This window comes from Vicinamibacterales bacterium, from assembly GCA_036504215.1.
Lineage (GTDB): Bacteria > Acidobacteriota > Vicinamibacteria > Vicinamibacterales > Fen-181 > FEN-299.
This window is the reverse complement of sequence record DASXVO010000070.1, coordinates 115990-142692: the sequence shown is the minus strand read 5'-3', so window position 1 is coordinate 142692 and position 26703 is coordinate 115990. Positions and strand designations below refer to the sequence as shown.

The 26703-nt window shown below is 67.3% G+C and carries 23 protein-coding genes; 13 read left to right on the top strand and 10 right to left on the bottom strand.

Going from position 1 to position 26703, the window contains the following annotated elements; all coding sequences use genetic code 11:
• Nucleotides 1-85: 85 nt before the first annotated feature.
• The 3 genes from pta to VGK32_19620 all read right to left on the bottom strand — a co-directional run bounded on the left by pta (nucleotide 86) and on the right by VGK32_19620 (nucleotide 5042).
• On the bottom strand, nucleotides 86-1069 hold the full coding sequence (gene pta / locus VGK32_19630; protein HEY3383981.1) for a phosphate acetyltransferase: 984 nt from the start codon (nucleotides 1067-1069) through the stop codon (nucleotides 86-88).
• Nucleotides 1070-1213: 144 nt separating this feature from the next.
• Nucleotides 1214-2461: an acetate kinase gene (locus VGK32_19625; GenBank protein ID HEY3383980.1), complete on the bottom strand. Its 1248-nt coding sequence runs from the start codon at nucleotides 2459-2461 to the stop codon at nucleotides 1214-1216.
• Nucleotides 2462-2552: 91 nt separating this feature from the next.
• The gene (locus tag VGK32_19620; protein ID HEY3383979.1) at nucleotides 2553-5042 is read right to left on the bottom strand and encodes a TonB-dependent receptor; all 2490 of its coding nucleotides are present in this window, start codon (nucleotides 5040-5042) and stop codon (nucleotides 2553-2555) included.
• Between the two features lie 89 nt (nucleotides 5043-5131).
• Between VGK32_19620 and VGK32_19615 the strand changes: the two genes are divergently transcribed.
• The 4 genes from VGK32_19615 (at nucleotide 5132) to VGK32_19600 (ending at nucleotide 9440) form a co-directional block, all read left to right on the top strand.
• A complete protein-coding gene (locus tag VGK32_19615; GenBank protein ID HEY3383978.1) occupies nucleotides 5132-6022 on the top strand; it encodes a lysylphosphatidylglycerol synthase transmembrane domain-containing protein in 891 nt (296 codons plus the stop codon).
• Between the two features lie 77 nt (nucleotides 6023-6099).
• Nucleotides 6100-6360 carry a phosphopantetheine-binding protein gene (locus VGK32_19610; GenBank protein ID HEY3383977.1) on the top strand — a complete coding sequence of 87 codons (261 nt, stop codon included), beginning with the start codon at nucleotides 6100-6102 and terminating at the stop codon, nucleotides 6358-6360.
• The gene (locus VGK32_19605; protein HEY3383976.1) at nucleotides 6360-8147 is read left to right on the top strand and encodes a fatty acyl-AMP ligase; all 1788 of its coding nucleotides are present in this window, start codon (nucleotides 6360-6362) and stop codon (nucleotides 8145-8147) included. Before VGK32_19610 ends, VGK32_19605 begins: the two co-directional genes overlap by 1 nt.
• Before the next feature lie 6 nt (nucleotides 8148-8153).
• Nucleotides 8154-9440 (top strand): aminotransferase class I/II-fold pyridoxal phosphate-dependent enzyme, encoded by a 1287-nt coding sequence (locus VGK32_19600; protein HEY3383975.1) that lies wholly within the window; start codon nucleotides 8154-8156, stop codon nucleotides 9438-9440.
• A gap of 10 nt (nucleotides 9441-9450) precedes the next feature.
• Here VGK32_19600 and fabF read toward each other — a convergent pair whose 3' ends face one another.
• Nucleotides 9451-10677 (bottom strand): beta-ketoacyl-ACP synthase II, encoded by a 1227-nt coding sequence (fabF, locus tag VGK32_19595; protein HEY3383974.1) that lies wholly within the window; start codon nucleotides 10675-10677, stop codon nucleotides 9451-9453.
• Between the two features lies 1 nt (nucleotide 10678).
• Nucleotides 10679-10945 (bottom strand): acyl carrier protein, encoded by a 267-nt coding sequence (locus VGK32_19590; GenBank protein HEY3383973.1) that lies wholly within the window; start codon nucleotides 10943-10945, stop codon nucleotides 10679-10681.
• Nucleotides 10946-11116: 171 nt separating this feature from the next.
• Here VGK32_19590 and VGK32_19585 point away from each other — a divergent pair, with 171 nt between their 5' ends.
• Both VGK32_19585 and VGK32_19580 read left to right on the top strand, forming a co-directional pair.
• The gene (locus VGK32_19585) at nucleotides 11117-11623 is read left to right on the top strand and encodes a 3-hydroxyacyl-ACP dehydratase FabZ family protein (protein ID HEY3383972.1); all 507 of its coding nucleotides are present in this window, start codon (nucleotides 11117-11119) and stop codon (nucleotides 11621-11623) included.
• A 46-nt stretch (nucleotides 11624-11669) separates the two neighbouring features.
• Nucleotides 11670-12731 carry a hypothetical protein gene (locus VGK32_19580; protein HEY3383971.1) on the top strand — a complete coding sequence of 354 codons (1062 nt, stop codon included), beginning with the start codon at nucleotides 11670-11672 and terminating at the stop codon, nucleotides 12729-12731.
• A 32-nt stretch (nucleotides 12732-12763) separates the two neighbouring features.
• On the opposite strand, the gene VGK32_19575 is transcribed toward VGK32_19580, so the two are convergent.
• Nucleotides 12764-13894 (bottom strand): hypothetical protein, encoded by a 1131-nt coding sequence (locus VGK32_19575; protein ID HEY3383970.1) that lies wholly within the window; start codon nucleotides 13892-13894, stop codon nucleotides 12764-12766.
• Between the two features lie 89 nt (nucleotides 13895-13983).
• On the opposite strand from VGK32_19575, the gene VGK32_19570 reads away from it, so the two are divergent.
• From VGK32_19570 to VGK32_19555, 4 genes are all read left to right on the top strand, one after another.
• Complete coding sequence (locus VGK32_19570; protein HEY3383969.1) at nucleotides 13984-14943, top strand: phosphatase PAP2 family protein; 960 nt, start codon at nucleotides 13984-13986, stop codon at nucleotides 14941-14943.
• 8 nt (nucleotides 14944-14951) lie between these two features.
• Complete coding sequence (locus VGK32_19565) at nucleotides 14952-15947, top strand: NAD-dependent epimerase/dehydratase family protein (protein HEY3383968.1); 996 nt, start codon at nucleotides 14952-14954, stop codon at nucleotides 15945-15947.
• 69 nt (nucleotides 15948-16016) lie between these two features.
• Nucleotides 16017-17156, top strand: coding sequence for a glycosyltransferase (locus VGK32_19560; protein ID HEY3383967.1), 1140 nt, complete (start codon nucleotides 16017-16019; stop codon nucleotides 17154-17156).
• On the top strand, nucleotides 17153-17872 hold the full coding sequence (locus tag VGK32_19555) for a polysaccharide deacetylase family protein (GenBank protein HEY3383966.1): 720 nt from the start codon (nucleotides 17153-17155) through the stop codon (nucleotides 17870-17872). Before VGK32_19560 ends, VGK32_19555 begins: the two co-directional genes overlap by 4 nt.
• Nucleotides 17873-17929: 57 nt before the next feature.
• Here VGK32_19555 and VGK32_19550 read toward each other — a convergent pair whose 3' ends face one another.
• From VGK32_19550 to pgm, 4 genes are all read right to left on the bottom strand, one after another.
• The gene (locus VGK32_19550; protein ID HEY3383965.1) at nucleotides 17930-19567 is read right to left on the bottom strand and encodes an ABC-F family ATP-binding cassette domain-containing protein; all 1638 of its coding nucleotides are present in this window, start codon (nucleotides 19565-19567) and stop codon (nucleotides 17930-17932) included.
• Between the two features lie 352 nt (nucleotides 19568-19919).
• Entirely contained in the window at nucleotides 19920-20585 is a 666-nt protein-coding gene (locus VGK32_19545; GenBank protein HEY3383964.1) for an HAD family hydrolase, read from the bottom strand.
• A 5-nt stretch (nucleotides 20586-20590) separates the two neighbouring features.
• Entirely contained in the window at nucleotides 20591-20809 is a 219-nt protein-coding gene (locus VGK32_19540) for a hypothetical protein (GenBank protein HEY3383963.1), read from the bottom strand.
• The gene (pgm, locus tag VGK32_19535; protein ID HEY3383962.1) at nucleotides 20806-22458 is read right to left on the bottom strand and encodes a phosphoglucomutase (alpha-D-glucose-1,6-bisphosphate-dependent); all 1653 of its coding nucleotides are present in this window, start codon (nucleotides 22456-22458) and stop codon (nucleotides 20806-20808) included. Before pgm ends, VGK32_19540 begins: the two co-directional genes overlap by 4 nt.
• A gap of 170 nt (nucleotides 22459-22628) precedes the next feature.
• On the opposite strand from pgm, the gene VGK32_19530 reads away from it, so the two are divergent.
• The 3 genes from VGK32_19530 (at nucleotide 22629) to VGK32_19520 (ending at nucleotide 26701) form a co-directional block, all read left to right on the top strand.
• Nucleotides 22629-23321, top strand: a complete 693-nt coding sequence (locus tag VGK32_19530) for a hypothetical protein (protein HEY3383961.1) — start codon at nucleotides 22629-22631, stop codon at nucleotides 23319-23321.
• Nucleotides 23322-23439: 118 nt separating this feature from the next.
• Nucleotides 23440-25584 (top strand): S46 family peptidase, encoded by a 2145-nt coding sequence (locus tag VGK32_19525; protein ID HEY3383960.1) that lies wholly within the window; start codon nucleotides 23440-23442, stop codon nucleotides 25582-25584.
• A gap of 73 nt (nucleotides 25585-25657) precedes the next feature.
• Entirely contained in the window at nucleotides 25658-26701 is a 1044-nt protein-coding gene (locus tag VGK32_19520) for an amidohydrolase family protein (GenBank protein HEY3383959.1), read from the top strand.
• The last annotated feature ends 2 nt before the right edge of the window (nucleotides 26702-26703 follow it).

Below are 26703 nucleotides of genomic sequence, written 5' to 3'. Positions count from 1 at the left end.
GGCGGGCACGACCTGCCTCGCCGAAGCCGTTCGGCGAAGGCGGGGAGGCCCGCCACCACTGGGTGCGCCGCCGCTGTGGTTGTCCCTAGTCCGCCATCAGGCTGCAGATCGCCACCACGTTGACGATGTCATCCACGCTGCAGCCGCGAGACAAATCGCAGTACGGCTTCTTGAGCCCCTGCACGACCGGACCGACGGCCTCGGCGCCCGCAATCCGCTCGGTCAGCTTGTACCCGATGTTGCCCGCGTTGAGGTCGGGGAAGACGAGGACGTTCGCGCGTCCGGCCACCGGCGACCCCTTGCACTTCCGCTCGCCGATCGAGGCAATCAGCGCCGCGTCGGCCTGCATCTCGCCGTCCACCATCAGGTCGGGCGCCTTCTCTTTGACGATGGCCGTCGCCTTCTGCACCTTCTCGACGAGCGGGTGCGTGGCGCTGCCCTTGGTCGAGAACGACAGCATCGCCACCCGAGGCTCGAGGCCGGTGACGGCCTGGAAGTTCTTCGCCGAGCTGATGGCGATATCGGCGAGCTGCACCTCGTTCGGGTCCGGGTTGACGGCGCAGTCGGCGAAGCAGAGCATCCGGCCGTCGGTCAGCACCATGATGAAGTAGCTGCTGACAATCGAGATGCCGGGTGCGACGCCCACGGTGTAGATGGCCGCGCGGATCACATCCCCGGTGGAAGATATGTTGCCGCCGACGGTGACCTTGACCTTGTCGGTCTCGAGCATGAGCCCGGAGAAATAGAGCGGTGTCGCAACGAGGGCGGCCGCCTGCTCGCGCGTCATGCCCTTGGCCTTGCGCTTCTCGAACAGGAGTGACGTGAACTCCTCGCGCCACGGGCTGGTCTGCGGGTCGACGATTTCCACGCCGGCCAGGTCGATCGCACTGGCGGCGGCCAGTGCCCGGAGCTTCGCCTCGGTGCCGACGAGCACCGGCTGGGCGATCTTCTGGTTGCGGAGAATGACGGCCGTCTGGAGGACGCGCACGTCCTCGGCATCCGGCAGCGCGGCCTTCAGGCACCTGGCCGCGGCGTTCGTGCGGATTCCCTTGGTGAAGGCGTTTTCCATAGGAGTTAGAACTTAGAACTTAGGAGTTAGGAGTTAGGAGTTAGAAGCCGGAATTCAGAAGTGAGAATCGAGAACCGGGAACTGAGAAGGGAGAAGGGCGATTCCCCCTTCGACAGCCTCCAGTGCGGACGCGACAGCGTCCGGCTAGCACGGGAACGGCAGCGACTTGACGGCGCGCACGGTGTCGCGCGCGAGGATCAACTCCTCGTTGGTCGGAATGACGTAGACCGGGACGCGGCTCTTGTCGGAGCTGATCAACATCTCCCTGCCGCGGATCGCCTTCTCGTTCCGCGCGTCGTCGATCTCGATGCCAAGCCAATCCATGTCGGCGAGAATCCGCTTGCGGATGATGGGCCCGTTCTCGCCGATACCGCCCGCGAAGCAGATCGCCTCGGTGCCGTTCATGGCCGCCATGTACGACCCGATGTATTTCTTGACCCGGTAGCAGAACATGTCGATGGCGAGCAGCGCGCGCCGGTCCTGGTGCTCCTCGGCCTCTGACTCGAGGTCGCGCATGTCGTTGGTCAGCCCCGAGATGCCGAGCAGGCCCGACCGTTTGTTGAGCGTCGAGAAGATCTCGTCGATGCTCGTGCCTTCCTTGTGCATCAGGAACTCGATGACCGCCGGGTCGATGTCGCCGCTGCGCGTGCCCATCATGAGGCCCTCGAGCGGCGTCATGCCCATCGAGGTATCCACCGACTTGCCGCCCTTGATCGCGCACGCCGAGCAGCCGTTCCCCAGGTGCACGGTGATGATGTTCGTGTCCTTCCGCTGCTTGCCGGACAGCTTGCGGTAGCGGAACGCGATGTAGCGATGCGACGTCCCGTGGAAGCCGTACTTGCGGATCTTGAACCGGCGGTAGAGCTGGTAGGGGATCGCGTAGAGATACGCCGTTTCCGGCATCGTCGAGTGGAAGGCCGTGTCGAAGACCGCCACTTGCGGCATGGCCGCGCCGAACAGTTCGGTTGCCGCGTAGATGCCCTTGAGGTTCGCCGGGTTGTGCAGCGGCGCCAGGTCGATGCATTCCTGCAGGCCGGCGATGACGGCCTTGTCGATCAGGTGCGAGCCCTTGAACCGCTCGGCGCCGTGCACCACGCGGTGGCCGATCGCGTGGATGTCCTCCAGGCCACTGATGCCCGGGATGTGGGTCTCGGGCGCCGTCATCCACTTGATGACGTACGCAAGCGCCGCCTTGTGGTCGCGCAGCGGCGCGGCGCCCTTGAACGCCGGCTGGTCGCCGATCTGGAAGCTGATAATCGCCTCGCTTCCGATTCGTTCGACCAGGCCCTTCGCCAGCTGCCGGTCGCCGTCCTTCTCGATCAGGTCGGCATCGGTTTCGATGATCTGGAACTTGAGCGAGGAACTGCCGCAGTTGAGGACGAATACGTTCATGATGGCATCCTGAAAAGGGGGCAGGAATGACTCCGCCTATTCTAATCGAATGCGGTCGTCGCCCCCCCTACATTTCGGCGGAATCCGGGTCCTACGGCCGGAAGTGGACGGTGAAGCGGATCTGCCGGATGCTCGAACTGTAGAAGGTGCCGAAATCTGGCGAGCCGATGTTGCGCTGGACGTCCACCGGGTTGAACCGGTCGAGGGCGTTGATGAACATCACGCCGATCCACGGCTGGAACTTGCCGATCCGGAACCTCCGTTCGACAGCCACGTCGAGGGTGCCGTAGCGGGGGTATCGGCTGCCGTTTCGCGTTCCCACGAACTCCATCTGCTCGTTCACGGCCGACCACGGCCGCCCGCTTCTGAGCTCGCCAGCCCACTCGAACGACAGGTTGTCGCCCGCCATCGCCCGCCCGCGCATCACGAAGCGGTGTGGAGCATCCGTGTCGGTCGGCCCGTACTGGTTGGGGCGGACGAACGGATCGCGAATCGTGTTCAGGTAGTAGCCGTACGCATCGTTCAGGTCGGCTTCAGACGACGAGTGGGTGTACGACAGATCCACTTCGAACATGGTCCCACGCTTGATGTGCGCGCCGGCCTCGGTGTCGCGGTAGCGGGACCGTCCGCTCGATTCGAGTTGAATCCATCCGTTGGGGCCCTGCTGGCCGGAGTCGAGCATCAGCTCGTGGCTCCCCTCACGCTGCAGGTGGTTGAAGCGGATCGACAGCCACGGCTTGACGCGGTGTTCGTACCCAAGGTTCCAGGTCGTGCTCCGCGGTGTCTTGGGGTTGCTTCCGAGCGCGTGTACGTAGGTGACCGGAACGCCCGGACTGCGGCCGTCGGCGAAGAACGGGGTCTCGACGAGGTCCGATTGCTGTCCAAACGCACCTGCCAGCGTCGGCGTGCGCTCGAAGAAGTACCCGAAGCCGCCACGGATGGCCGCGTTGTGGCTCTTGTTGAGCGCAAACGCCGCGCCGACGCGCGGGATGAGGTTCGTCCGCTCGAACACGCCGTCGCGCTCGATCCGCACGCCCAGCTCGAGCAGCAGGCGGTTGGCGAGATGCCAGCGGTCCTGGAAGAAGACCGCGGCATCTGTCGCCTCGTACGTGAGCCGGCTCGGCGCCTGCGTCAGACGACGCGTCAGCGTGCCGTCCTGGCGGAGCACGTTGATTGGCAGCATCTCGTGGAGCCCGGTGTAGCCCGCGTGGAGCACGTCGATGCCCGCCTTCAGCAGGTGTTGCCCCGTGAAGCCGTTGACGAACCCCGACATGATGCTGCTCACCTGCCAGGCATCCGACTCCCGGTCCTGCTTCCCGAAATACGTGCCCGACATCCCGCTCGGCGCCGTGGTCATCTCGGTTGCCGCGCCGTGGCCCTCCACCCCCGACCGATACTTGGTCAGGTGAGCCAGCGTTTCGAGCACCAGCGCGTGCGGGAGCTGCGACATCGTGCTGAAGCCTCCGCGGTAGACGCGCTGCATCAGGTTGGCCGTCGCCCCGGGAGGCGTGAAGGTATTGAGGTTCACCCAGTCGGAGTTCTCCGGCGACAGCGCGAAGGTGCCCGTCAGCGTGTGACGGTCGCTCAGCACGTAGTCCAGGCGCGTGAAGGAACTCAGGCTCCTGCTGACCGAACGCTCGTCCTGCGGCCGGCTTCCCACCTCGTTCGACATGTAGCGATACTGCGTGCTCTGCGCGAGGAACAGCTTCTGCTTGAGGATCGGACCGCCAACCGCCACCCGCGGGTCGATCGACTCGAAGCCGATCGGCTTGAAAGGATTGTTGCGGTCGATCACCAGGCCCGGGATGAAGTTGTTGACGGTCGCCGACCACTTGTTCGCACCTGTCCGCGTGGTGACGACGATGACGCCTGATGAGAAGCGACCGAACTCGACCGAATACGGATTGGCCAATACCTGGATCGAGCTGACCGCATCCCCCGGCAGCTGGACCGGGCTCGTCCCCGCCGCCGGATCGACGACCTGTGCGGCTTCGACTTGCAGGCCAATCTGGTTGGGCCGGCCACCCTTGATCGCCCACTCGCGTCCGTACGGCGAAACGCCGGGCAGCCACCGCAGCTCGCCGGCGACGCTTCCCGCGCTGATGGATGAGCCGGCCATGTCCTTGCCATCGATCCGTTCGGCCGGGCTGAGGGGCTTGGCCAGGTTCATCGGGGTGTCGTCGGTCGGCGTGACATCCACGCGCTGCTCGATCTCGAACAATCGCAGATCGAAGTCAGCCTTCTGGGTCGCACCCGCGGTCATCTCGATCGTCAGCTCGCCCGGGTGGAAACCCTCAATCGTCGCCTTCACCCGGTAGCGCCCGGCGGCCGGAACTTCGATGCGGAACTGACCTTTCTCGTCGGTGACCGCCTCACCCGCGGCCACGCCGGCCAGCGTCGAGACCGACACGACGACGCCGGGCAGGCGCACCTTGCCATCGAGCGTCGTGATCGTTCCTGCAATCGCCGTGGCGGGTCCATCCGGGGCAGGCGGGACTCGGGCGTGTGCATGACGCGGGGACGCGAGCAGAACCAGCAGGCCAACGAGGGCTACGAAGAACCGGGGCCGCAGCAAACTCAAGTATCCAGCCTTTCGCTCGGCAGGGCGAACTTCCAATGATAGCATTTTGGCCGGCCTGCTGATTTCCCCGGCCGACGGGAGGCGCTCGGTTGGCACTGTGGCAGACGATCGTCAGTAGCGTTGCGAAACTCGGCACCGCCCGGCCGGTGTACATACTGGCCGCGCTCGGCCTCTACATCGTCAGCCTCTTCATGGTCGGGGCGCGGTGGCGGGGATTCCTCTGCGCGGTGGGCGGCCGGGTCAGCGTCCTGCGAGCGACGCTGGCGACGCTCGGCGGGATTTCGGTCAACAACCTCACGCCGTCCAGTCGGGTCGGGGGTGAGGTCTGCCGAATTGCGCTCGTGCGCGCGGCCGGAGCCACTACGTGGCAGCAGGCGACGATCGCGGCCGTCTGGGACCGTCTGTCCGAGGTTCCACCGATCTCGGTGCTCGCCGTCATGTCGCTGGTTGCCGTGCGGGACCTGTCGTCGCGGTCGCGGACCCTCGCGATCGCGTTCGTCATCGTGTTCGTCCTCGCGCTCGCTATCCTGGGCCTTCGCCAACTCCGGAAGGCCAGAGGCTGGCTCGCGGGATGGCGCGAGCGCCTGGCGCTCGACCGGATTACGTTGGGCGTGTTTGCCACCGGCGTCGGCTATTCGTCCCTGCTGTGGCTGCAGGACGTGCTGCGGCTCCTGTGCGTCGCGCTCGCGTTCGGCGTGGTGCTCACACCGACCCAAGTCGCCGCGCTGTCGATCCTGACGATGCTCGGGGGCCTCGTGCCGACCGTGGGCGGCCTCGGCGCGGTCGAGGGGGGGCTGGTGGCCGGGCTCCTCGCGTTCGGCGTCGACGGTCCGACGGCGGCAGCCGTCACGGCAGCCGAACGGGCGATTTCGTACGGTTTTGGCACCGCGGCCGGCGCAGTCGTGGTAGCCTTGCTGGGCGGGCGTTCGTTGTGGACCGCTTCCAGATCGCGTCGCACATCAGGTGCGTTCCCCCCGTGACAGCGTGGACGCCCGGCTCGTCCAGCCGCCACCGCGGTTGCGAGAATGGGCGCATTCCGTTAGGATTTCGAATATCGATGACGAATCCGGAGACTGATACCATCGGCCACGAAGTGCTGACGGTGCTCCGCCGTGTCTGCCGCCGGCCTGTGGACCTTGGAGCGCAGAGCGCCCTGGCGGCTGACCTGGGATTTGATTCGCTCCAAACGCTCGAGTTCGTCGCCGAACTCGAGGACCAGTTCGGCATCACCGTGCCCATCGAGCAGGTGCCGCGCATTCAGACGGTTGGCGAGGCGGTGGCCTGCGTGCGTATGCTTCTCGCCGAGTCCCGGCCTTGATGTCACTGCCAACGCTACCTGAAGCCCTGGTCGCGGCGGCCGAGACCGCCGGCAGCTACGGATACCTGACGGAAGACCTGAAAGAGGAGGACCGCCAGACGTTCGCGCAGTTGCGGGACGAGGCGCTCCTGGTGGGAGGGGCCCTGCGGGAGGCCGGACTCCGTCCCGGAGAGACGATCGCGGTGATCGTTCCCGAGGCGCGAGCCTTCCTGACGACGTTTCTCGGTGCGTCGTGCGCCGGCCTGATTCCCGCTCCGCTCTATCCACCGGTTCGGACCGACCAGCTGGACGCCTATCTCCGGTCGACCGCGCCCTCGGTACGGGTCAGCCGGGCCGCCGCCATCGTCACGACCGGTCAGCTGAGGCGCGTGCTCGGTGGCCTGCAGGCCGACGCACCGTCGGTGAGGACCGTCCTCGCCGTCGACCGCCTCAGGGGACCGCGCCTCGAATCGCCGCCCCGCGTGGACCTCGACGCCCCCGCCTTCCTGCAGTTCACCTCCGGGTCGACGTCCGATCCGAAGGGCGTCGTGCTCACGCACCGCAATCTGGCGGAGAACGTGCTGGCGATCAGCGGACCGGGCGGCCTCGACATGTCATCGTCGGACCGGGGTGTGTCCTGGCTGCCGCTGTTCCACGACATGGGCCTGATCGGGATGGCGCTCACGGTGCTCTACACCGGCTGTCGCACGACGTTCGTGTCGCCGCTCGCGTTCCTGAAGCGGCCTTCGTCGTGGCTGCGGGCCATCACCCGGGACCGCGCCACGATCAGCTTCGCGCCGAACTTCGCGTACGAACTGTGCGTCCGCCGGGTGCAGCCGCGCGAGATGGAAGGCCTGGACCTCTCGAGCTGGCGGGTCGCCGGCTGCGGGGCCGAGCCCGTACTCGCCCGCACGCTTGCCGCATTTGCCGAGAAGTTTGCCGCAGTGGGGTTCAACGCCGATGCGTTCTTTCCCTGCTACGGGATGGCCGAGCACACGCTCGCGGTATCGTTTCCCCCGGTCGGGCGTGGCGTCCGCGTGGACCACGTGGACGGCCCCCGGCTGTCGTCGGAGCGAGTGGCGGTGGCAGCGACTGGCGGCCGCCAGGGGCGCATCGACCTGGTCAGTTGCGGTCGTCCGTTTCCCGGTCATGAAATCAGGATTGCCGATGCGGACGACCGCCCGCTGCCCGACCGTCACGTGGGTCACATCCTCCTGAAGGGGCCGTCGGTCTTCCGCGGCTATCTCGATCGCGAGGAACTGACGATGGAGGCGCTGGCGGGTGGGTGGCTGCATTCGGGCGACCTCGGCTACCTCGCAGACGGCGAGCTGTATGTCTGCGGCCGGCAGAAGGATACGATCATCATCAACGGCCGCAACTACTACCCGCAGGATCTGGAACAGGCGGCCGCCGATGTGGGCGACGTGAAGAGAGGGCGCGTCGTCGCCTTTGGCGCGCGTACGGTCGACGGTGGTGACCGCATTGTCGTGGTGGTCGAGCCCTCCAACGGGCAGCCGGTCGAGGATCTGGCCCGCCGCGTGCGGGGCCGCGTCCTCGAATTGACCGGGGTGCCGGTTGACGAGGTGATCGTCGCGCCGACGGGGACGATTCCCAAGACCACCAGTGGCAAGCTGCAGCGTGTGCGCGTCCGGGAGTACTATGAAGCGGGCATTCTGCTGCGCCCCCGCGGCGTGACGACGCGCGCGAAGCTCATCGGTCACCTCGTGAAATCGCAGCTCATCTACGCGCGGGCCCGGGCCGGGCGCGTGCTGCGCGGGCTCTCGGGCGCCGACTCCCACTCGGAGTAGGACCGGATGGACATCTTCGAACCGGCGCTGAACTACCTCGAGTCGATGCTGGGCAAAGCGACCGGATTCTATCCGTACTTCCGCGTCGTGCGCTCGTCCGACGGTCCGGTCGTCGACGTGGGCGGACGGCGTGTCGTGATGCTCGGATCGAACAACTACCTCGGCCTCACACACCATCCGGACGTCGTCAAGGCCGCACACGACGCGATTGACCGCTACGGCGTGGGCTGCACGGGGTCACGTTTCCTCAACGGCAACCTCGACCTGCACGAGCAACTCGAAGCGGAGTTGGCTGAGTTCACCGGGAAGGAGGAAGCCGTCGTGTTCTCCTCCGGTGTCCTGGCGAACATCGGTACGCTTGGCCTGCTCGGAGCCCCGGCGGGCTCGATCATCTTCCTGGCCGCGGAGAATCACGCCAGCCTGTTCGACGGCGCGCGACTGTCGCACGCCCGGATCGCCCTGTTCGACGACGTCGCCGACCTCGAGCGCAAGCTGTCGTATCGGTCCACATGGGAGAATGCGCTGGTCGTCACCGACGGCGTCTTCTCGATGACCGGCCGCGTGGCCGACCTGGCGGCCATCGTCGAGCTCAAGCGCCGGTTCGGGTTCCGCCTGTACCTGGATGACGCCCATGGATTCGGCGTGCTGGGCAACCAGGGCCGCGGGACGGCGGACAGCCAGGGCGTGACGAAGGACGTGGACCTGCTATTCGCCACGTTCAGCAAGTCGCTGGCGAGCATCGGCAGCTTCCTGGCGGGCGACCGCGCCGTGATCGAGTACCTGCGACACAGCGTGCGCACGCTGATCTTCTCGGCGGCGCTGCCGCCGGCATCGGCGGCGGCGGCACTGGCGGCCCTGCACGTGATGCGCCGTGACTCCCACCTGTTCGATCAGATGTGGGACAACGCGCGCTTCTTCAGGGAGGGGGTCGAGGCGCTGGGGTATCACACGCTCGGCAGCCGGACGCCGATCGTCCCGCTGTTCATCGGATCGGAAACGCTGGCGTTCCAGGTGTGCCGCGAGGCGTTCGAGATGGGACTCTTCACGACGCCCGCGATGTATCCCGCGGTGCCGAAGGGGCATGCCATCATTCGCACCAGCGTGACGCCGGCGCACACGCGCGAACACCTGCAGCGCGCGCTCGACGTCTTTGCGGACATCATCACACGCCTGCCGATTCCGCGCGAGGATCCCGCCACGATTCCCCAGACGCGCGACACCGACATCGCGGAAGCCGCGTTGCAGTATCTGGCCGAGTTGGAAGCGAACGCGCAGGTAGGGAAGTCCGGCTAGCGCGTTGCCGCTACGCCCGCTTGACGGCCAGCACCGCGTTCAACCCGCCGAAGGCAAACGAGTTGGAGATTGCGGCGCTGACGGTGATTTCGCGCGCCCGGTTGGGGACGTAGTCGAGATCGCACTCGGGGTCCGGCTGACGGTAGTTGGCCGTCGGCGGCACGAGTCCCTTCTGGATCGCCATGATCGTCGCGATCAGTTCGACGGCGCCCGAGGCTCCCATCATGTGGCCGTGCATCGACTTGGTCGAACTCACCGCGAACCGCCGCGCGTGGTCGCCGAACACCGTCTTGAGGACGGTCGTTTCGGTCGAGTCGTTCAGGCGCGTGGCCGTGCCGTGCGCGTTGACGTAGTCGATATCCGTCGTCAGCAGCCCCGCCTGGTCGAGCGCCTGCCGAATCGCGCGCGCCGGCGCGTCGACACCGGGTGCCGTGATATGGCCGGCGTCAGCCGTCGCCCCGTACCCTGCCAGTTCGGCGAAGATCACCGCGCCGCGGCGGATCGCGCGCTCTCGTTCTTCGAGGATGACCACGCCGGCGCCTTCACCGAGGACCAGGCCCTGGCGGTCGAGCGAAAACGGCCGGCAGGCCGCCGCGGGATCGTCCCCGCCCGGCGCGAGCACGCGCATGCCTTCCCAGGCCTTCACCACGCCCGGCGTGATCGGCGCGTCGCTCCCGCCCGCCACCATGATGTCGGCACGGCCGGCTCGGATCATCTCGGACGCCTCGCCGATGGCGTGCGAGGCCGACGAGCAGGCGGTGGAAATGCACAGCGTCGGTCCCTGGATGCGATACTGCATCGAGATGTGTGACGCAGCCGCGTTGTTCATGACCCGCGGGATCGTGAACGGATGCGATCGGCTGAGCTTCCTGTCGTACAGATCGCGGTAGGCCTCGTCCTGCCGCGTGACGCCGCCGCCGCCCGTGCCGATCACGACACCGGTCCGGGTCCGCTCCTCGTCGGTCAGCATCAACCCCGCCTGCTTCCAGGCCTCGTTGGCGGCCACCGTCGCGAAGGTCGCGAATCGATCGAACAGCAGTTGCTGATCGGGAGTGATGTAGGCGGCCGGGTCGAAGGAAGGCACCTCGGCGGCAATCGGCCGTGTCAGCAGCGACGTGTCGCACACCGTGACGGGGCGAACGCCGCTGCGGCCCGCCGCCAGCGCCTCCCAGAGAGCTGGGACACCAACGCCGAGCGCGGAGACGGCTCCGAGTCCTGTGATGACGACCCGACGCATGTCAGTTGGCTGAAGGCTGTGGATTGTTGGCCAGGGCGGTGCGCAGCGCCTCGGTCACCTGGCGCACGCTCCTCATTTGCTGCGCGACGTCGTCCGGAATCGTGAGCTTGAATGTCTCCTCGAAGTTGAAGAGCAGGTCCATGCCATCGAGCGAATCGATGCCCAGATCGAGAAACGTCGAGTCGAGGGTGATGGATTCGGCCGGTATGCGTTTCTTCTGCGCGATGAGTTCGATCACCGTGCGCTCGAGCTGATCAAGTTCAGTCATAGGTCTGAGAACCCCGTCAACGATCCGAACGCTAAATTCTGACCGACGCGGCCGGACAAGTCAATCGGTACAGTGTGCTACGATCGACCGGTCCCCTCTGTCGAGGACTGTTCCGCCGGCGGCCCTGGTGGCTGCTCCAAACCGTTCCACGCCAAGCGGAGGATCTCGGACGTGCGATTCGTTCTGGTGGACAAGATCGTCGCACTCGAACCCGGCAAGCGGGCCCGGGGGTACCGGATGCTGTCGCCGGACGCCGAGTACTACCGGGACCACATGCCCGGCTACCCGGTGGAGCCCGGCGTCCTGCTGCTCGAGTCGATGGCTCAACTCGGAGGCCGGCTCGTCCAGCAGTCGGTGCAGCACGAGTCCGGCCGGCAGGTGCTGCCGATGCTGGCGATGGTGAACGCTGCGGAGTTCAAGCGTCCGGCGCGTCCAGGCTCCAGGCTCGATCTGAGCGCCGAGGTGTTGTCGATTCGCAGCTCGGGTGCCCGCGTATCGGCCACAGCAGAGATCGACGGCGAGCTCGTCGCGTCTGCCACGGTGACCTACGTGCTGGTTGGCCTCGACCACGATGTGGTTGGTATCGGAGTCGAGAATCTCGCCGTCATCCGCGACTGGGGCCAGCAGACCTGGCGCGAGATGACGGACGGGCTGGAAACGGGGCCGAATGAGGCGTAGGGAGAATGCATGGGGTGCCCCGTGGCGACGAGCCGCTCGCGCCGCGGTGACCGTCACGCTGCTGGCCGCTGTGCCCGTGGCATCCGTCCTCGCGGTGCGGCAGGCGGTACTGGGGGGAGATCGCCCCGTCGGAACGGTCGATGGTGCGCAGTACGCCACGTGGATCGAAACGCGCGCCGCCGGCGTGTTCGACCCTGCCACGCCTCAACTCCGGGGCCTGCACGTCAGGTATCGCGTCGACGCACACGTGCTGCTGCCCCTCGGGTTCACCTCGCTGGAGATCTGGTCGAGGCCGGATGTGGGGGTGGCCATCGCCAGCTACCGCGATTGTGCGGCAGGCGCCGGAGATGTGTTGCGGGCGTACGAGTTGTTTTCTGCGTCGAAGCCGGAGCGGGCGCGGGGCCTCGATCGGCTCGGGTTCTTCCGCGAGGCGATCCGCCTGACGCCGGTCGGGCCGTCGTGGACGGCCTACTTTGGCGCGATGACCTGGTGGCCCGAGCAGACCTACAACGACGCCAAGAAGGCGCTCGACGGTCCGCGCCCCAACACGTACGAGGCCATCGACGGGTTTGCGGGACCGCTCGAGACGACCTCGTCGGTGTTTCGGGTGTCCACCGAGCAGCGGATGACGAACCCGGGCGAGTTGTGGGCGGCGCTGCGGCCGCAACTCGAGACGCGACCGCCCCGATACCGGCAACAGCAGGCCGGCAGCCAGGCCAAGCCGCTCCCGGCGCTGGCCTTCCTCGGAGCCCTGCAAGCGAGCCTGCGGTCGGCGGCCGTCCACCGCGACCGTCCGTTGCGGGCCGGCGCGACGCAGATCGCGTTCACGCACAACGGAACCACGCGGCGGCTCGAGCTCGTGTCGGCGTCGCGCGACCCGTCGCGCGGCCGGCCGCTCGTCGGCCGCGGCCTCGTGCACGACGCCGCCGATGTCTTCCAGTTGCGATTCCGCATCCTCAACCCGGACTCCGACCCGGGTGAGTTCCGACTGTGGGCCGAATTGCCTGCCCGTGTTCGCGACGACCCGCAGACGCCACCAGTTGCACCGGTCGCCTGGGAACTGGAGGTCAGGTCGTACCTGCGGCTGTATTTCGAGCGGACGAACTGACGAGCGATCATTGGAGGCCCGGAGCCCCGAGCCTAGAGCCTGGAGTCCTTCTCCGCAAGCGGCTTCTGGTACAGCCGGTACGTCTTGTACATCTTCGCGCCGTACCGTTCGAGGGGATCGTTTGCGGCGGCGTTGTCTTCCAGGATCCAGGAGAATTCCGCTTCCTTGAGCCCGTACCTCGCCGACACTCGGAGGAAGTGGTACATCAGTACGGCCACCACGCCGGAATTCTGGTGTTCGCGGATGACGCCGGTGATGATGGCGCGCGCCCGCGTCACGGTGCGTCGCATGTTCAGCATCCGCCACCAGAGGGCGGGGAAGACCCGGCCGTTGGTCCCCTTCAGCACCTGATTCACGTCGGGCACGATAGTCGTGCAGCCCACCGGCCGCCCGTCGATTTCCGCAATCAGGAGCCCATCGGTCATGCCGACCCACCGCAGGTCCTTGACGATGTCACCAAACTCCTCGCGAGTGGGCGCGACGAATCCCCAGTTGCTCTGCCAGGCGCTGCAGTAGATCTCGTACAGCTTGTCGGTCTCCGAACGGATGCGCCGGAGGTTCATCGAGCGGACGGTGATGCCGTGGCGGCGCTGGACGTGGGCGGCGATCCGCGCCACTTTTTGCTCGGGAGCAGCCGCGATCTGGACCAGCCAGCACCACAGGTCCTTGACCTTGCGATAGCCGGCCGCCTCGATCCACCCGGCGTACTCCGGCGGGTTGCACGGCATCATCAGATACGGGTCGGTGTCGAAGGCGTCGATCTGCAGGCCGCCGCTGTGATTCAGCGACGGGTTGAGCGGCCCGCGGACGGCCGTGCGTCCGCGCGCCACGGCCCATCGTTCGACGGCGGCCAGGAGCGCCGCAGCGACCTCCTCACGGTCCGCCTCGAAGAAGCCGAAGGCCGCGAGGTTGTCCTGATGCACCTCGTTGTGCCGATGGTCGTCGATGGCCGCGACCCGGCCGACGATCCGGTCCCCCTCGTACGCGAGAAACAGATCCATGTCGGCATAGCCGAAGAAGGGATTCCGCCGCCGGTCGAACATCGGTGCCTCCGTCAGCCGGGCGGGAGGAACCCAATGTGGATGCCCGCGGTACTTGCGGTACGGGACATCGATGAATCGTCGGGTCGAGCGGCGGTCGGTGACAGGACGGACGTCAATCATCGCGCAATTCCTGAACCCCGAGCTCACTGGTGTGGAGCAGGCCAGAACCCTGCGGGGCGCCCCGGCACCGCGGCGGAGCAGCCGGGCCGATGCGCAGCACAACCGAGCCGAAGGGCAGCCGGCTCCTGGTACCGTTCGGGGGGCGCACCCAGGGAAATGATATCGTTGTGAGGTTTGGGCTGTCGACCGACAAGGTCCGCGGCCGTCGGCTGGGGCACCATCGAGGAGCGTCCGTGCGGTTTTCGGAGTGGGTTCTCGTCGTCTACTTGACGTATCTCGTGGCGATTCTCCCGCTGCGCCGTCTGTCCCGCGCCCGGCAGGTGTGCGTCGTGGCGGGCGCGTTGCCGCTCGTCGCACTCGTCGTGTTGATCTCGCGCCTGCCGCTCACCCCCGTGGTGCATCACGTCCGGACGTGGTTGCCGCTCCCGTACCTGCTCCTCGGGTATTGGCTGTCGGGGATGTTCTTCGTCGACCCTCAGGCGTCGTACGAAGCGCGCTTCACGAGCCTCGATGAGCGTCTCCAGCGTGCCTTCGGCTTGACCGGCTTCGCCACTCGCGCTCCTCGAGCGCTGATCGAGTGCCTGGAGACCGCCTACTTTTCCTGCTACGTTGTCATACCGGCCGGCTTGATCGCCTACGTCCTGGCGGGGCACGAAGCGGATGCCAATCGTTACTGGAGCATCGTGCTGATGGCCGAGCTCGGGTGCTACGGCGTGTTGCCCTGGATCCGCACGCGCCCCCCCTGGGCGCTGCTGGAGCGGAGCGCACTCGACGACAGGGACGTGTTCATGCGGCGAGTGAACAGGTTCCTCATTCAGTACGCGTCCACGCGTGCGAACACGTTTCCGAGCGGTCATGCCGCAGGGGCACTGGCGACGGCACTGGCCGTGGCAGGCGTCTGGCCGGCAGGCGGTGTGGTCTTCTTCCTGCTGGCGATCAGCATTGCCGTGGGCTCGGTGGCGGGCGAGTATCACTACAGCGGTGACGCCATCGCCGGCGTGGTGACGGCGCTGGCCGCGTGGGGGCTCGTCGCCGGCTTCGGGCTGTAGCGACCGACATGTTGACCTCCTCGACCGTGCTCGTGACCGGAGCGACCGGTTTCCTGGGCGGGAACCTCGCGCGAGGCCTGGCGCTGCGGGGCGACCGGGTCCGCGTGCTCCTGCGCGGCCGCCAGCGACCCGTCGCGCTCGAAGGCTGTGACTACGAGATCGCCGAAGGCGATGTGCGCGACGCGGCGGCGCTTCGGGCCGCGGTGCGTGGATGCCGCCACGTGGTCCACGCGGCCGCCGCGGTCGTGTTCTGGTGCCGGGACGCCCGCGCTCGGCAGGCGATCGTCGACATCAACGTGGAAGGCACCCGGCGGGTGCTCGGCGCGGCGGCGGCCGAACGCGTCGAGCGCGTGCTGCACGTCTCGACCGTTGACACCATTGGACTGCCGCCGCCGGGTCAGATCGCGGACGAGACCACGGCATGGACACCCGGCCGCATCGACAACATCTACGCCGAGACGAAGCGTCTCGCCGAGGACGTCGCGCGGCAGGCGGAGGTCGAGACGGTCATTGTGAACCCCGCCTTCCTGCTCGGGCCGTACGATCCGAAACCCTCCAGCGGTCGGCTGCTGTTGCCGCTGGCGCGCGGATGGGCGTCGCCCTACCCGACGCGCGGCGGGAACAACTTCGTGGACGTGCGCGACGTCGTGGCCGGTGCCCTCGCCGCTCTCGACCGCGGGCGGCCCGGTGAGCGCTACATTCTGGGCCACGAGAACCTGCGCTACCAGGACCTGTTCGCGCGGGCGCTGGCGGCGCTCGGGCGTCGGCCGTGGCGCGTGCCCATCCCGCTCGGGGCCGCCGTGGCCGCCGGGTACGTGCTCGACGCCGTGGGCCGGTTGACCGGACGCGACCCCTCGCTCACATCGGAAGTCGCGCGCCTGGCCTACGCCGACCACTACTACAGCGCGGCGAAGGCCGTGCGAGATCTGGGCCTCCCGCAGACGCCGATTGACGGCGCGCTTCGAGATGCGTTTGCATGGTACAAGTCAGCAGGGATGATCTGAGCCACAGTGGACCCGCCGCAAAGCGTCCAGGGCGCAGAGCCCAGAGCCCAGAGCCGAGAGCCCTTTGACATGCCCGACCGTCCGCTCCGCATCGCGCTCGTGACCGACTTCTTCCCGCCTGCGGTGGGTGGGGTCGAGGTGCAGGTGCACGGCCTCGCGCGCGCCCTCGAACGGCGAGGGCACAGCGTTTGCGTCATCACCAGTTCCCGCGGTGAGATCCCCGGCGATCGCCTCACCGTCGTCCGCCTCCCGTTCGCGTATGTGCCCCGGACGCGCGTCGGCGTGCCGTCGCTCGCCAACTACCGCCGGCTCGTCGAGGAACTGGCAGCCGACCGGCCCGACGTGGTGCACGTCCACGGGTTGTTCTCGACGCTGGCGATGGGCGGACTGCTGGCGGCCCATGCGCTGGGGATTCCGAGCGTGACGACGCACCATTCGCTGATCCGGGTGGCGTCGTTGCCGCTCGCGCGGATGGTCTACGTGCTCGCGTCGCACCACGCGGATGTCGTCACCGCGGTGAGTGCGGCGGCAGCCCGTGATGCACGGCGCGCATCGGGTCGCGACGAAGTGCTGATGCTGCCCAACGGGATGGACGTGGGCCCTGTCCCGGTTCGCCGCCGTGGCGCGGAGGACCCGATCCGGATCACGAGCGTGCTTCGGTTGAAGCTGAAGAAGCTGCCCTATCATCTGATGTGGGAGTTCTCTCGCGTGCTTGCCCGGGCCGCGGATCCGTCTCGCGTCCGATTCACCGTCGTGGGGGACGGCCCTGAGCGGCGGCGGGTGGAGTGGCTGGCGGCGCTGCTCGGACTTCGGCAACACATCGAGTTCTGCGGCGAGCGGTCCCGCGCGGAGGTCGATCGCATCCTGGCGGACTCCTCGATCTTCGTCTCACCCGTGCGCGCCGAGGCGTTCGGCCTCGCGTTGCTCGAAGCCCGGGCGGCCGGCGTGCCGTGCGTGGCGATTGACGGCGGCGGGGTGTCGGAGGTCATCGAGCACGATCGCCACGGGCTGCTGACGTCGACGAGATCTGGGTTCGTGGCGGCCATCGTGCGCCTGATCGACGATGACGCGTTGCGGGAGCGGCTGGCGGCCGGGGCGCGCGAGGGCATCGATCAATTCTCGTGGGACGCGGCGTGCGAGCGGCACGAGGAGGTCTACCGGTTGGCGATCGCACGCCGGGCTCGCGGCCGTAGCGAGGCGGCGGCATGACGGGACGTGCCACCACGGTGTGTGTGACGGTGGACATGGAACAGGACTGCCCGCCGTATCTCAATACCTGGCGTGGCGTGACCGAGGGCCTGCCACGGCTGCTCGAGTTGCTGGCCGAGGAGCAGGTACCGGCCACCTTCTTCGTCACTGGCGAGTTGGCGCGGCGGTTCCCCGACGCGGTACGCGCGATCCTCTCCGCGGGTCACGAGGTCGGATCGCACGGAGACACGCACGCCAATTTCGGCCGCATCGGCTCGGACGCCGCGCGTGAGGAAATCGCCCGCTCGACGATGACGCTCCGGGAGTTCTGCGACGTCTCGTCCTTTCGGGCGCCGTACCTGACATTTCCCGCCGGATACGTGCCGATGCTCGAGGAGCGCGGATACCGGCTGGATTCGTCGGCCGCGCGCTACAAGTATCCCGGGGCGTCGGTCGTGCGAGAGGGCGGCGTCATCCGGGTGCCCGCCTCCGTCACCTCTTCGACGCTGCGCTGGCCGGCGTGGCCGCGCGACCTGCTGCTGGCGCGACTCCGGGAACCGGCCGTCGTGTTCGTGCATCCGTGGGAATTCGTCGATCTGACGGGCGAGCGGTTGCGGTTCGACTGCCGCTTCAAGACCGGTGAACCGGCCCGCGACTGCCTGCGAGAAACCATCCGCGTGCTCAAGCGCCGCGCGCCGCGGTTCGTCAGAATGCGCGACATCGAGACGCCACGGTAGTCGCCGCCCCTCAGCCTTCGCCGCCTGGCTTCGGCGGGGCAGACCGTGGCCGCGGGCCTACGAGTGCACGCCGGGTGCCTCGTGGCCGGTACGCTGCACGTAGTCCAGGTAGCTGCCCGGATAGAGATGGGGGTGGGTGTCGTGCCCGCTCTCGCCGCCGAGTTCGAGCACGCGGTTACTGAGGCCGCGCAGGAACGTCCGGTCGTGCGAGACGAAGAGCATGGTGCCGTCGAAGTTTCGAAGGGCGTCCACCAGCATCTCCTTCGTTGCCAGGTCCAGGTGGTTCGTGGGCTCGTCGAGAACCAGGAAGTTCGGCGGATCGAGCAGCATCACGGCCATCACGAGGCGGGTCTTCTCGCCGCCCGACAACGCGCGGATCTTCTTGTCGATCTCATCACCCGAGAACTGGAACGCCCCGGCCAGGTTTCGCAGCATGCCGATCGACTCGTGCGGGAAGTCCTGCTGGAGCTGCTCTTCAATCGTCAGGTCCGGATCGAGCAGATCGAGCGCCTGCTGCGCGAAGTACCCCATCTTCAAGCTGGCCCCGAGCCGGATCTCACCTGCGTCCGACGGCAGGACACCGGCGACCATCTTCAGCAGCGTGGTCTTGCCGGCCCCGTTGCGCCCCATCACGCACCAGCGCTCGCCGCGCCGGATCGTCAGGTTCAGGCCGTCGTACACCACGCGTCGGCCGTAGGCCTTGGACACGCCTTCCAGCGTGGCCACGAGATCGCCGGAGCGCGGGGGCGTCCGGAAGTCGAACTTGACCGCGCGCCGCTTCTTGGGCAGTTCGATCTTCTCGATCTTGTCGAGCGCCTTGACGCGGCTCTGCACCTGCGCGGCCTTGGCGGCGTGCGCCGCGAAGCGCTCGATGAACCGGCGCTCCTTCGCCAGCATCGCCTGCTGGCGGGCGTAGGCCGCCTCGCGGTTGGCCTCGCGGATGGCGCGTTCCCGCTCGTAGAAGTCGTAGTTGCCCGAGTAGACGGTGATCTCGCCGTCGTCGATCTCGGCAATCCTCGTCACAATCCGATTCATGAACTCGCGATCGTGCGAGGTCATCAGCAGCGCGCCCCTGAACGACTCGAGGAAGGACTCGAGCCAGATGATCGACTCGATGTCCAGGTGGTTGGTCGGCTCGTCCATCAGCAGGACATCGGGGCGTCCGAGCAGCGTGCGCGCCATCGCCACGCGCATCTTCCATCCGCCGGACAGTGCGCCGACATCGCCGTCTATCCAGTCGTCATCGAAGCCGAGGCCGTGCAGCACCTCGCGCGCCTGCGCCTCGAGCGCGTAGCCGCCGAGGTGGTCGTACTCCTCCTGTACCTCGCCGAACCGGTCGAGGATGGCGTCGGTGTCGTCCGCCTGATCGGGATCCGACATCGCGTGCTGGAGCGCCTCGAGCTCGTGATGGAGGAGTCCGACCCGTCCGCAGCCGGCAATGGTCTCGTCGAGCACGGATCGGCCGGACATCTCCTCGATGTCCTGCCGGAAGTAGCCAATCGTGATCCGCTTCGGGACCGACACCTCACCTTCGTCCGGCGACTCCTCGCGGACGATCATCCGGAAGAGCGTGGTTTTCCCCGAGCCGTTGGGCCCCACGAGACCGACCCGCTCACCGGGATTGAGCTGGAACGAGGCGTCCACGAACAGGACCTGGCGGCCGTACTGCTTGCTGATGCGCGAAAAGGCAATCATGACGAATCTCCCAGCGTATCACGCCGGGTCGCTGAGCGGCGTCCGCCAGGATTCGTCGGGCCGGGCGCGATCACAACTTCCTCCGAACTGCAACGCATCGCGTTCAGGCTGTCACCGGCGAGCAGGCGCTGAAGCCCGGCTCCAACCGTTGACCATCGGCCTCGGAGTCGCCGCGCCACCCTGGTCGAATGCCAGCCGACGGCGAACCTGGCGGCGCTTCCGCTCGCCTGGCGCGAATGGTCAGGAAGTATCGGTGGCGCCCGCGGTATGGGAAGCCGGGTAACCGCCTCGGGGCTTCATGGGCGCCCGGTGATCCAGCCCACGCCGAGCCGCCGGACCTCCGGCAGCGCCCTCAGCCCTGCTCGAGACGCGGCAGGTCGAGATCGAGGATGTCCTCGATCCGATCGATCTCCAGATCCCCGTGCGGGTACGCCGACAGGATCCCCGGGTCCGTGGCGTAGTGCCCCTGCCGCACGAACACCGTCGTGACCCGTGTCTTCCAGTCCTTCTTCACGGCGTTGAGGATCCGAAGCTTGTCGTCGAACAGCACGTAGTGCCTCGCGGGATAGAGACGCTCGACCTCGTGCAGTTCCTGCTCCTTGTGGATGTAGATCAGGACGTCGCCGTCGACCGCCTCCCAGATCCCGGACCGCAGCACCTTGCGCGGCTGGAACACGGCATCGCCGTCGGACAGGACGATCGGCCTGCCCCGCTGGCGCACGCGGCGCACCGCGTCCAACGCGTGCGGGTAGAGGCGGTCGGCAAAGGGATAGTCGACCAGCCAGTTCGACATCCTCAGCACGCGCGGGTCGCGGGTCGCCTCGATGCGGTAGCGCTCGAGAGCGCCCAGGTAGTCGGCGTAGCCGAGTTCTCGGCGTAGATCCTCGAAGATCGCCCAATACCGGTCCCGAGCGGCGGCCCCATAGCAGTGGGTCATGTGCGTGCTGAGGTCGGCCTGCACGCGGTCGTTGTCCAGCAGCGTGTTGTCGACGTCGAACAGGAACGCGACGTCATCCATCGGGGCTACCTCGCGATCGGAGGCTGCGGATTCAGCCAGGGGCCACCCGCGCCGACGCGGTCGCGGCCGAACGGTTTCTCGATGACCAGGCGGGCGTTGGCCGCGAGCCCGTTCTGCGCGAGTGCCGTCACCACCACCTCGAAGAGCTCCGGCGGGCCCGCCATGTGCGCATGTGAATGGGCGCCACTTTCCGAAGGCCCGTGGCTGCAGGTGGGATGGCTCATCGGGGCTGCCTGCCGAACGCGGCCGAGATGATCGCCTGAGCCTCGTGCTGGATCCGGGCGAGGTGATCTGGCCCGACGAAACTCTCGGCGTAGAGCTTGTAGATCTCCTCGGTGCCCGAGGGTCGGGCGGCGAACCAGCCGCCCTCGGCGACCACCTTCACGCCGCCGAGAGGCTCGCCGTCACCGGGGGCCCGCGTCAGGATGACCTGGACCGGTTGGCCCGCCAGCCGGGTGGCGCCGATGTCCCGGCTCGACAACGATTGCAGCGTCCGCTTCTCTCCGGCCGTCGCGGGCGCGTCGAGCCGTTCGTAGGAAGAGCTGCCGAATTCGGCGGTGAGCGTCGCGTAGACTTCACCCGGGTCACGGCCCGTGCGCGCCGTCATCTCAGCCGCCAGCAGCGCCGCGATGATGCCGTCCTTGTCGGTCGTCCACACCGTGCCGTCGCGGCGCAGGAACGACGAGCCGGCGCTCTCCTCGCCCGCGAAGCCCAGCGATCCGCTCAGCAGGCCGTCGACGAACCATTTGAAGCCCACGGGCACCTCGTGGAGCCGCCGGTCCAGCCTGGCGGCGACGCGGTCGATCATCGAGCTGCTCACCACCGACTTGCCAACGGCCATGTCGCTCCGCCACTCGGGCCGGTTCGCGAACAGGTACTGGACGCAGGCGGACAGGTAGTGGTTGGGCGGCAGCAGCCCCGCGGTCTTCGTCACGATGCCGTGGCGATCGTGATCGGTGTCGCAGGCGAACGCCACGTCGAACCGATCCTTGAGGCCGATCAACCGCTGCATCGCATACGGCGAGGACGGGTCCATGCGGATTCGGCCGTCCCAGTCCATCGTCATGAAGGCGAACCGGGGGTCGACGACCTCGTTGACCACCTTCAGGTCGAGGTGATACCGGTCGGCGATGGCCGGCCAGTAGTCCACGCCGGCGCCCCCGAGCGGGTCGACGCCGAGCTCGAGTCCGGACGCGCGGACGAGGTCGAGGTCGATGACGCTCGGCAGGTCGCCGACATAGCCGCCGAGGAAGTCGTGGCGTCGGACGACAGGTGATTGCAGGGCCTGTTCCAGGGGCATTCGCCTGACGCCGCGCAGGTGCTGCCCCAGCAGGTCGTTGGCTCTCGCTTCGATCACATTCGTGACGGACGCCCCAGCCGGGCCTCCGTGCGGCGGGTTGTACTTGAAGCCGCCGTCCTCGGGAGGATTGTGGGACGGCGTCACGACGATTCCGTCGGCAAGCCCGTCGCGTCTCCCCCGGTTGTAGGTGAGGATCGCGTGAGACACCGCCGGGGTGGGCGTGTACTCCGTGGCTTCGGCCAGCATCAGGGTGACGCCATTGGCCGCCAGCACTTCGATCGCGCTCTGGGACGCGGGGCGCGACAGGGCATGCGTGTCGATGCCGAGGAAGAGGGGCCCGTCCGTCCGCGTCGCCGAACGGTGGTCGGAAATCGCCTGGGCTATCGCCAGGATGTGCCACTCGTTGAACGAACGGTTCAGCGACGAGCCTCGATGGCCCGACGTGCCGAAGGCAACCCGTTGTTCCAGAAGGCCGGGATCCGGCCTCTCGTCGTAGTACGCGGCAACCAGGCGAGAGAGATCCACCAGCGTCGATGCGGGTGCCGGTTGACCGGCGAGGGGGCTGGTCGGCACGTATCCTCCTGTTCAGCGTTCCCTCCAATCTGCCACCGCACGACGGCAGGCGCAAGGAGTCTGTGCACGTGGCCCATCCACGTGGCCCATCCTCGCTTGACGTCGCCAGCTGGCGGAGCTAGTCTCGCTCGTTCGCCGCTCAGTCGCCGACTCACAACCTGGAGACCGATATGAAGCGCCTGCTGATCGCCGCCGCGTGCCTGATCCTCGTTGTCGCGTGCCAGAAGAAACCTGCCGATTCCGGTGCAACCGCCAGCCAGCCTGCCGGACAACCGGCTGCTGCCGCGCAGCCAGCCGCGGTGCCAGCCGCATCGGCCGAGCCGAAGAAGGTGGAGATCACCGAGGACCTCGTCACCAAGTACGTCGAGTACCAGAAGGAGAATCTGGTGCTCGTGACGAAGTTCGTCGAGGAGACGAGGAAGAACATCGAGTCGGCGAAGGGCGACACGGCGAAGATGCTCCAGCAGGTGACCATCAACGACAAGCTGGGCAAGGAGATGGACGACAAGCTCAAGGCGAAGCGACAGGCGCTCGGCCTGGGCGACGCGGAATTCGAAGCGGTCAAGGACGCGGCGGAGACCGTGGCCAACGGCCGGATGCTGTACCAGCAGATGGGCGGCGATGCGCAGCTTGCCAAGATGGAGGCCGATGCGAAGAAGCAGCTGGCCGCGCTGCCGGCGGCTCAGCGCGAGGCCGCCGCCGCGCAGATGGCCGACATGACGAAGAGCCTCACGAGCGTCCGTGACGGCCTCGACATCCGCCAGAAATATGGCGACAAGTCAGCTGACGCCGTCCTGAAATATGCCGACATCCTCGCCAAGCAGCACTTCGACGCCATGAAGCTGATGGCTGGAAAGAAGTAGCCCGGCGGCCGGCTTGACACGACACGCTGCCGCACATAGAGTCAGCCGTTGGCTCTGGCTCCTGGTGTCCTCCGCGTACATCTGGCATCTTTCTCAACCGTTGATGACGAGGCCGTGCATGACAGTGAAACAGTTCCGCGCGCCCCTGCTGGCGCTGGTGCTCGTGGCGTTCGCCTGTGGCGTCGCCACGCGCGCCGATGAAGGTTTTTGGCCGTACAACAGCATTCCAAAGGCCGCGATCAAGGCCAAGTACAAGTTCGAACCCACCGACGCCTGGCTGAACCACCTCCAGACGGCGACCGTCCGGTTCGGCGGAGGCACAGGGTCGATCGTGTCGCCCGACGGCCTCGTGCTGACCAACCATCACATCGGGCTCGGCTCCCTGCAGCGCCTCAGTACGCCCGAGAAGGATTTCGTGAAGAACGGGTTCTACGCGGCGACGGCAGCCGACGAACTCAAAGTGCCGGGGATGTCGCTGAGCGTGCTGCAGTCGATTGAAGATGTCACGGCCAGGGTGAACGCGGCGGTGACGCCGGCCATGGCGCCGCGGGACGCGGCAGCGGCGCGGCAGAAAGTCATCGTCGAGATCCAGGGCGAGGCGCAGACGGGCGTCACCAGGCAGGTCGTATCGCTGTATGCGGGCGCGATCTACAACCTCTACATCTACAAGACCTACACGGACGTCCGCCTGGTGTTCGGTGTCGAATACCAGACCGGGTTCTATGGCGGAGATCCGGACAACTTCACGTACCCGCGCTACGCGATGGACGTGTCGATGTTCCGGCTCTACGAGAACGACAAGCCGGCCCAGACGACGAACTACCTGAAGTGGTCGGCAGCCGGCACCAAGGAAGGCGAACTGGTCTTCACGACGGGCCATCCGGGCTCCACGCAGCGGCTGAACACCGTCGCGCACCTGAAATACCAGCGCGACGTGGCCGTGCCGTTCTCGATCGCCCAGGCCGAGATGCGAGAGGCGGCAATCAAGAAATGGGCGGCGATCAGCGCCGAGAACGCGCGCCAGACCACGAGCGAGCTGTTCGGCGTCCAGAACGGCCTCAAGTCGAATCGCGGCCGCGTGAAGGGGCTCCAGGACGCGGCGCTGATGGCGAAGAAGGAAGCGGCCGAGAAGCGCCTGCGTACCGAGTTGGCGAAGAACCCCGCGAAGCAGAAAGAGCTGGGCGACGCATGGGACATCGTCGAGAAGTCCATCCAGCGCGCCCGCGAGCTCGACGCCGACCGGAACTTCATCGCGAACGCCGCCGGTCTGAACTCCCAGCTGTTCCAGCAGGCGCGGCAGTTGGTGCGGGCGGCGTACAGCCCCGCTCCGGACGAAGGGCAGCGCGGCGGCCGTTCGAGCGCTCGCGGCGGACAGCCGCCGCCGGCCGGCACTCCGGCTGCCCAGGGCGGCCCGATGGCCCGTGGCGGGCAGCAGCAGGCCATCACCCCGGCGCGCGAGAAGGTCAATCTCACCGAGTCGCTCGCCTTCATGAAGAAGTACCTGGGCGCCGACCACGCGATCGTGAAGCGGATCCTCGGTGACAAGACGCCCGAGGCCCGTGCCGCCGAACTCGTGGACGCAACCCGGATCACGGACTCGGAGATCGCCAACCTGCTGAAGGCCGGCGGCAAGGCGACGATCGACGCCTCCACCGATCCGATGATCGTCTTGGCCCGGTCGCTCGAGGCCGACGCGCAGGCGGTGACGAAGAAGTATGAAGACGACGTCACGGCCGTTCAGGCCGCGGCGTATCCGAAGATCGGCCAGGCCGTGTTCGTGGTGGACGGCGCCAAGGCCTATCCGGATGCGACCGGCACGCTGCGCCTGTCGTACGGCGCCGTGAAGAGCTACGTGGAAGACGGCAAGCCGATCCCGGCCTATACCTACATCGGGGGCCTCTACGAGCGGTCGGCACAGCACAACGGCCAGCCGCCCTACGACCTGTCGCCGCGCTGGGCCGAGGCCAAGGCCACGCTCGATCCGAAGGTGCCGTTCGACCTCGTCAGCACGAACGACATCGTTGGCGGCAACAGCGGTTCGGCGATGGTGAACAAGAAGGGCGAACTCGTGGGGCTGATCTTCGACGGCAACATCCAGATGCTGCCCGGCTACTTCATCTATGAAGAGACCATCAACCGCGCCGTGTCGGTGGACTCACGGCTCATCCTCGAGGCGATGAGGAAGGTCTACAAGGCCGACCGTCTGGTCGACGAGATTGTCGGGAAGACGACGAAGCCGGCCGCCAAGCCCGTCAAGAAGTAGACGCGCCAGCGTCGCGTGGGGCCGGGAGGTTCACGCCTCCCGGCCGCATGCCTGCGATGGTATCCTTCCGGCCATGTGCCCGCGCGGATTCTTCCTCCCGCCAATTCTGCTCACGCTGATCGGACTGCTCACCGCCGGTTGCGTGGAGAGCCAGGCGCCGGTCGCTCCAGCGGCCGACCATCACCTGCACCTGCAGAGCCGAAGGGCGGCCGACGTGCTGGTCCGGTTGAAGCTGCAGTTCAAGGAACCGGTCGAGCCAGGCGATCGCATGGTCGTGGGCGCCGCCGAGGCGATTGGCGCGCTCGATGCGGCGCTGATTCGGAAGGGTGTCGTCGTGTCCGCCGCCTATCTCCTCGGTACGTCGGACATCGTGGTCGCCGACGAATACCAGGCGGTGCAGGAGGAGAACGACTGGACGGCTGCGGAGGCCAGGCGCTATCCGGGGCGTCTGGTCGGGTTCTGCAGCGTCAACCCGCTGAAGGACTATGCGGAGGTCGAGGTGTCGCGCTGCGCGGCGATCGGCCTCGGTGGTCTCAAGCTCCACTTCACCAATTCGGCGGTGGACCTGCGAGACGCGGATCACGTGAAACGCGTGAGACGCGTGTTCGCGGCCGCCAACGCCAATCGGCTGCCGATGCTCGTTCACATGCGCACGCGCGCCAGAAGCTACGGCGCACGGGAAGCCGAGACCGTTCTCGCACAGGTCCTGCCTGCCGCCCCGGACGTGCCTGTCGTTCTCGCGCACATGAGCGGGTGGGGCGGCTTCGACCGTGCAACGGACGGGTCGCTCGGCGCCTTTTCGGCGGCGTGTGCTGCCCGATCACCCGTGTGCCGGCATCTGTTGTTCGACCTGGCCTTCACCGTGCTACCCGCCGGTGCCGCAGATGCCACCCCCGGGTCGTCGTTGCGCTCGCTCGCCGATGCGCAGCGCGATCTTCCCGATGCCAACGAACGCCTCGTGCGGCACATCCGGAAGATCGGGGTGGACCGCATCGTGTTCGGCAGCGACTGGCCGGGCATGTCCCCCCTCGACGCGCAGGACGCGATGAGGCGCCAACTTCCGATCGCCAGGAAGGAACTGACGCAGATCTTCAGCAACGTGGCGCCCTGCTTCTGACG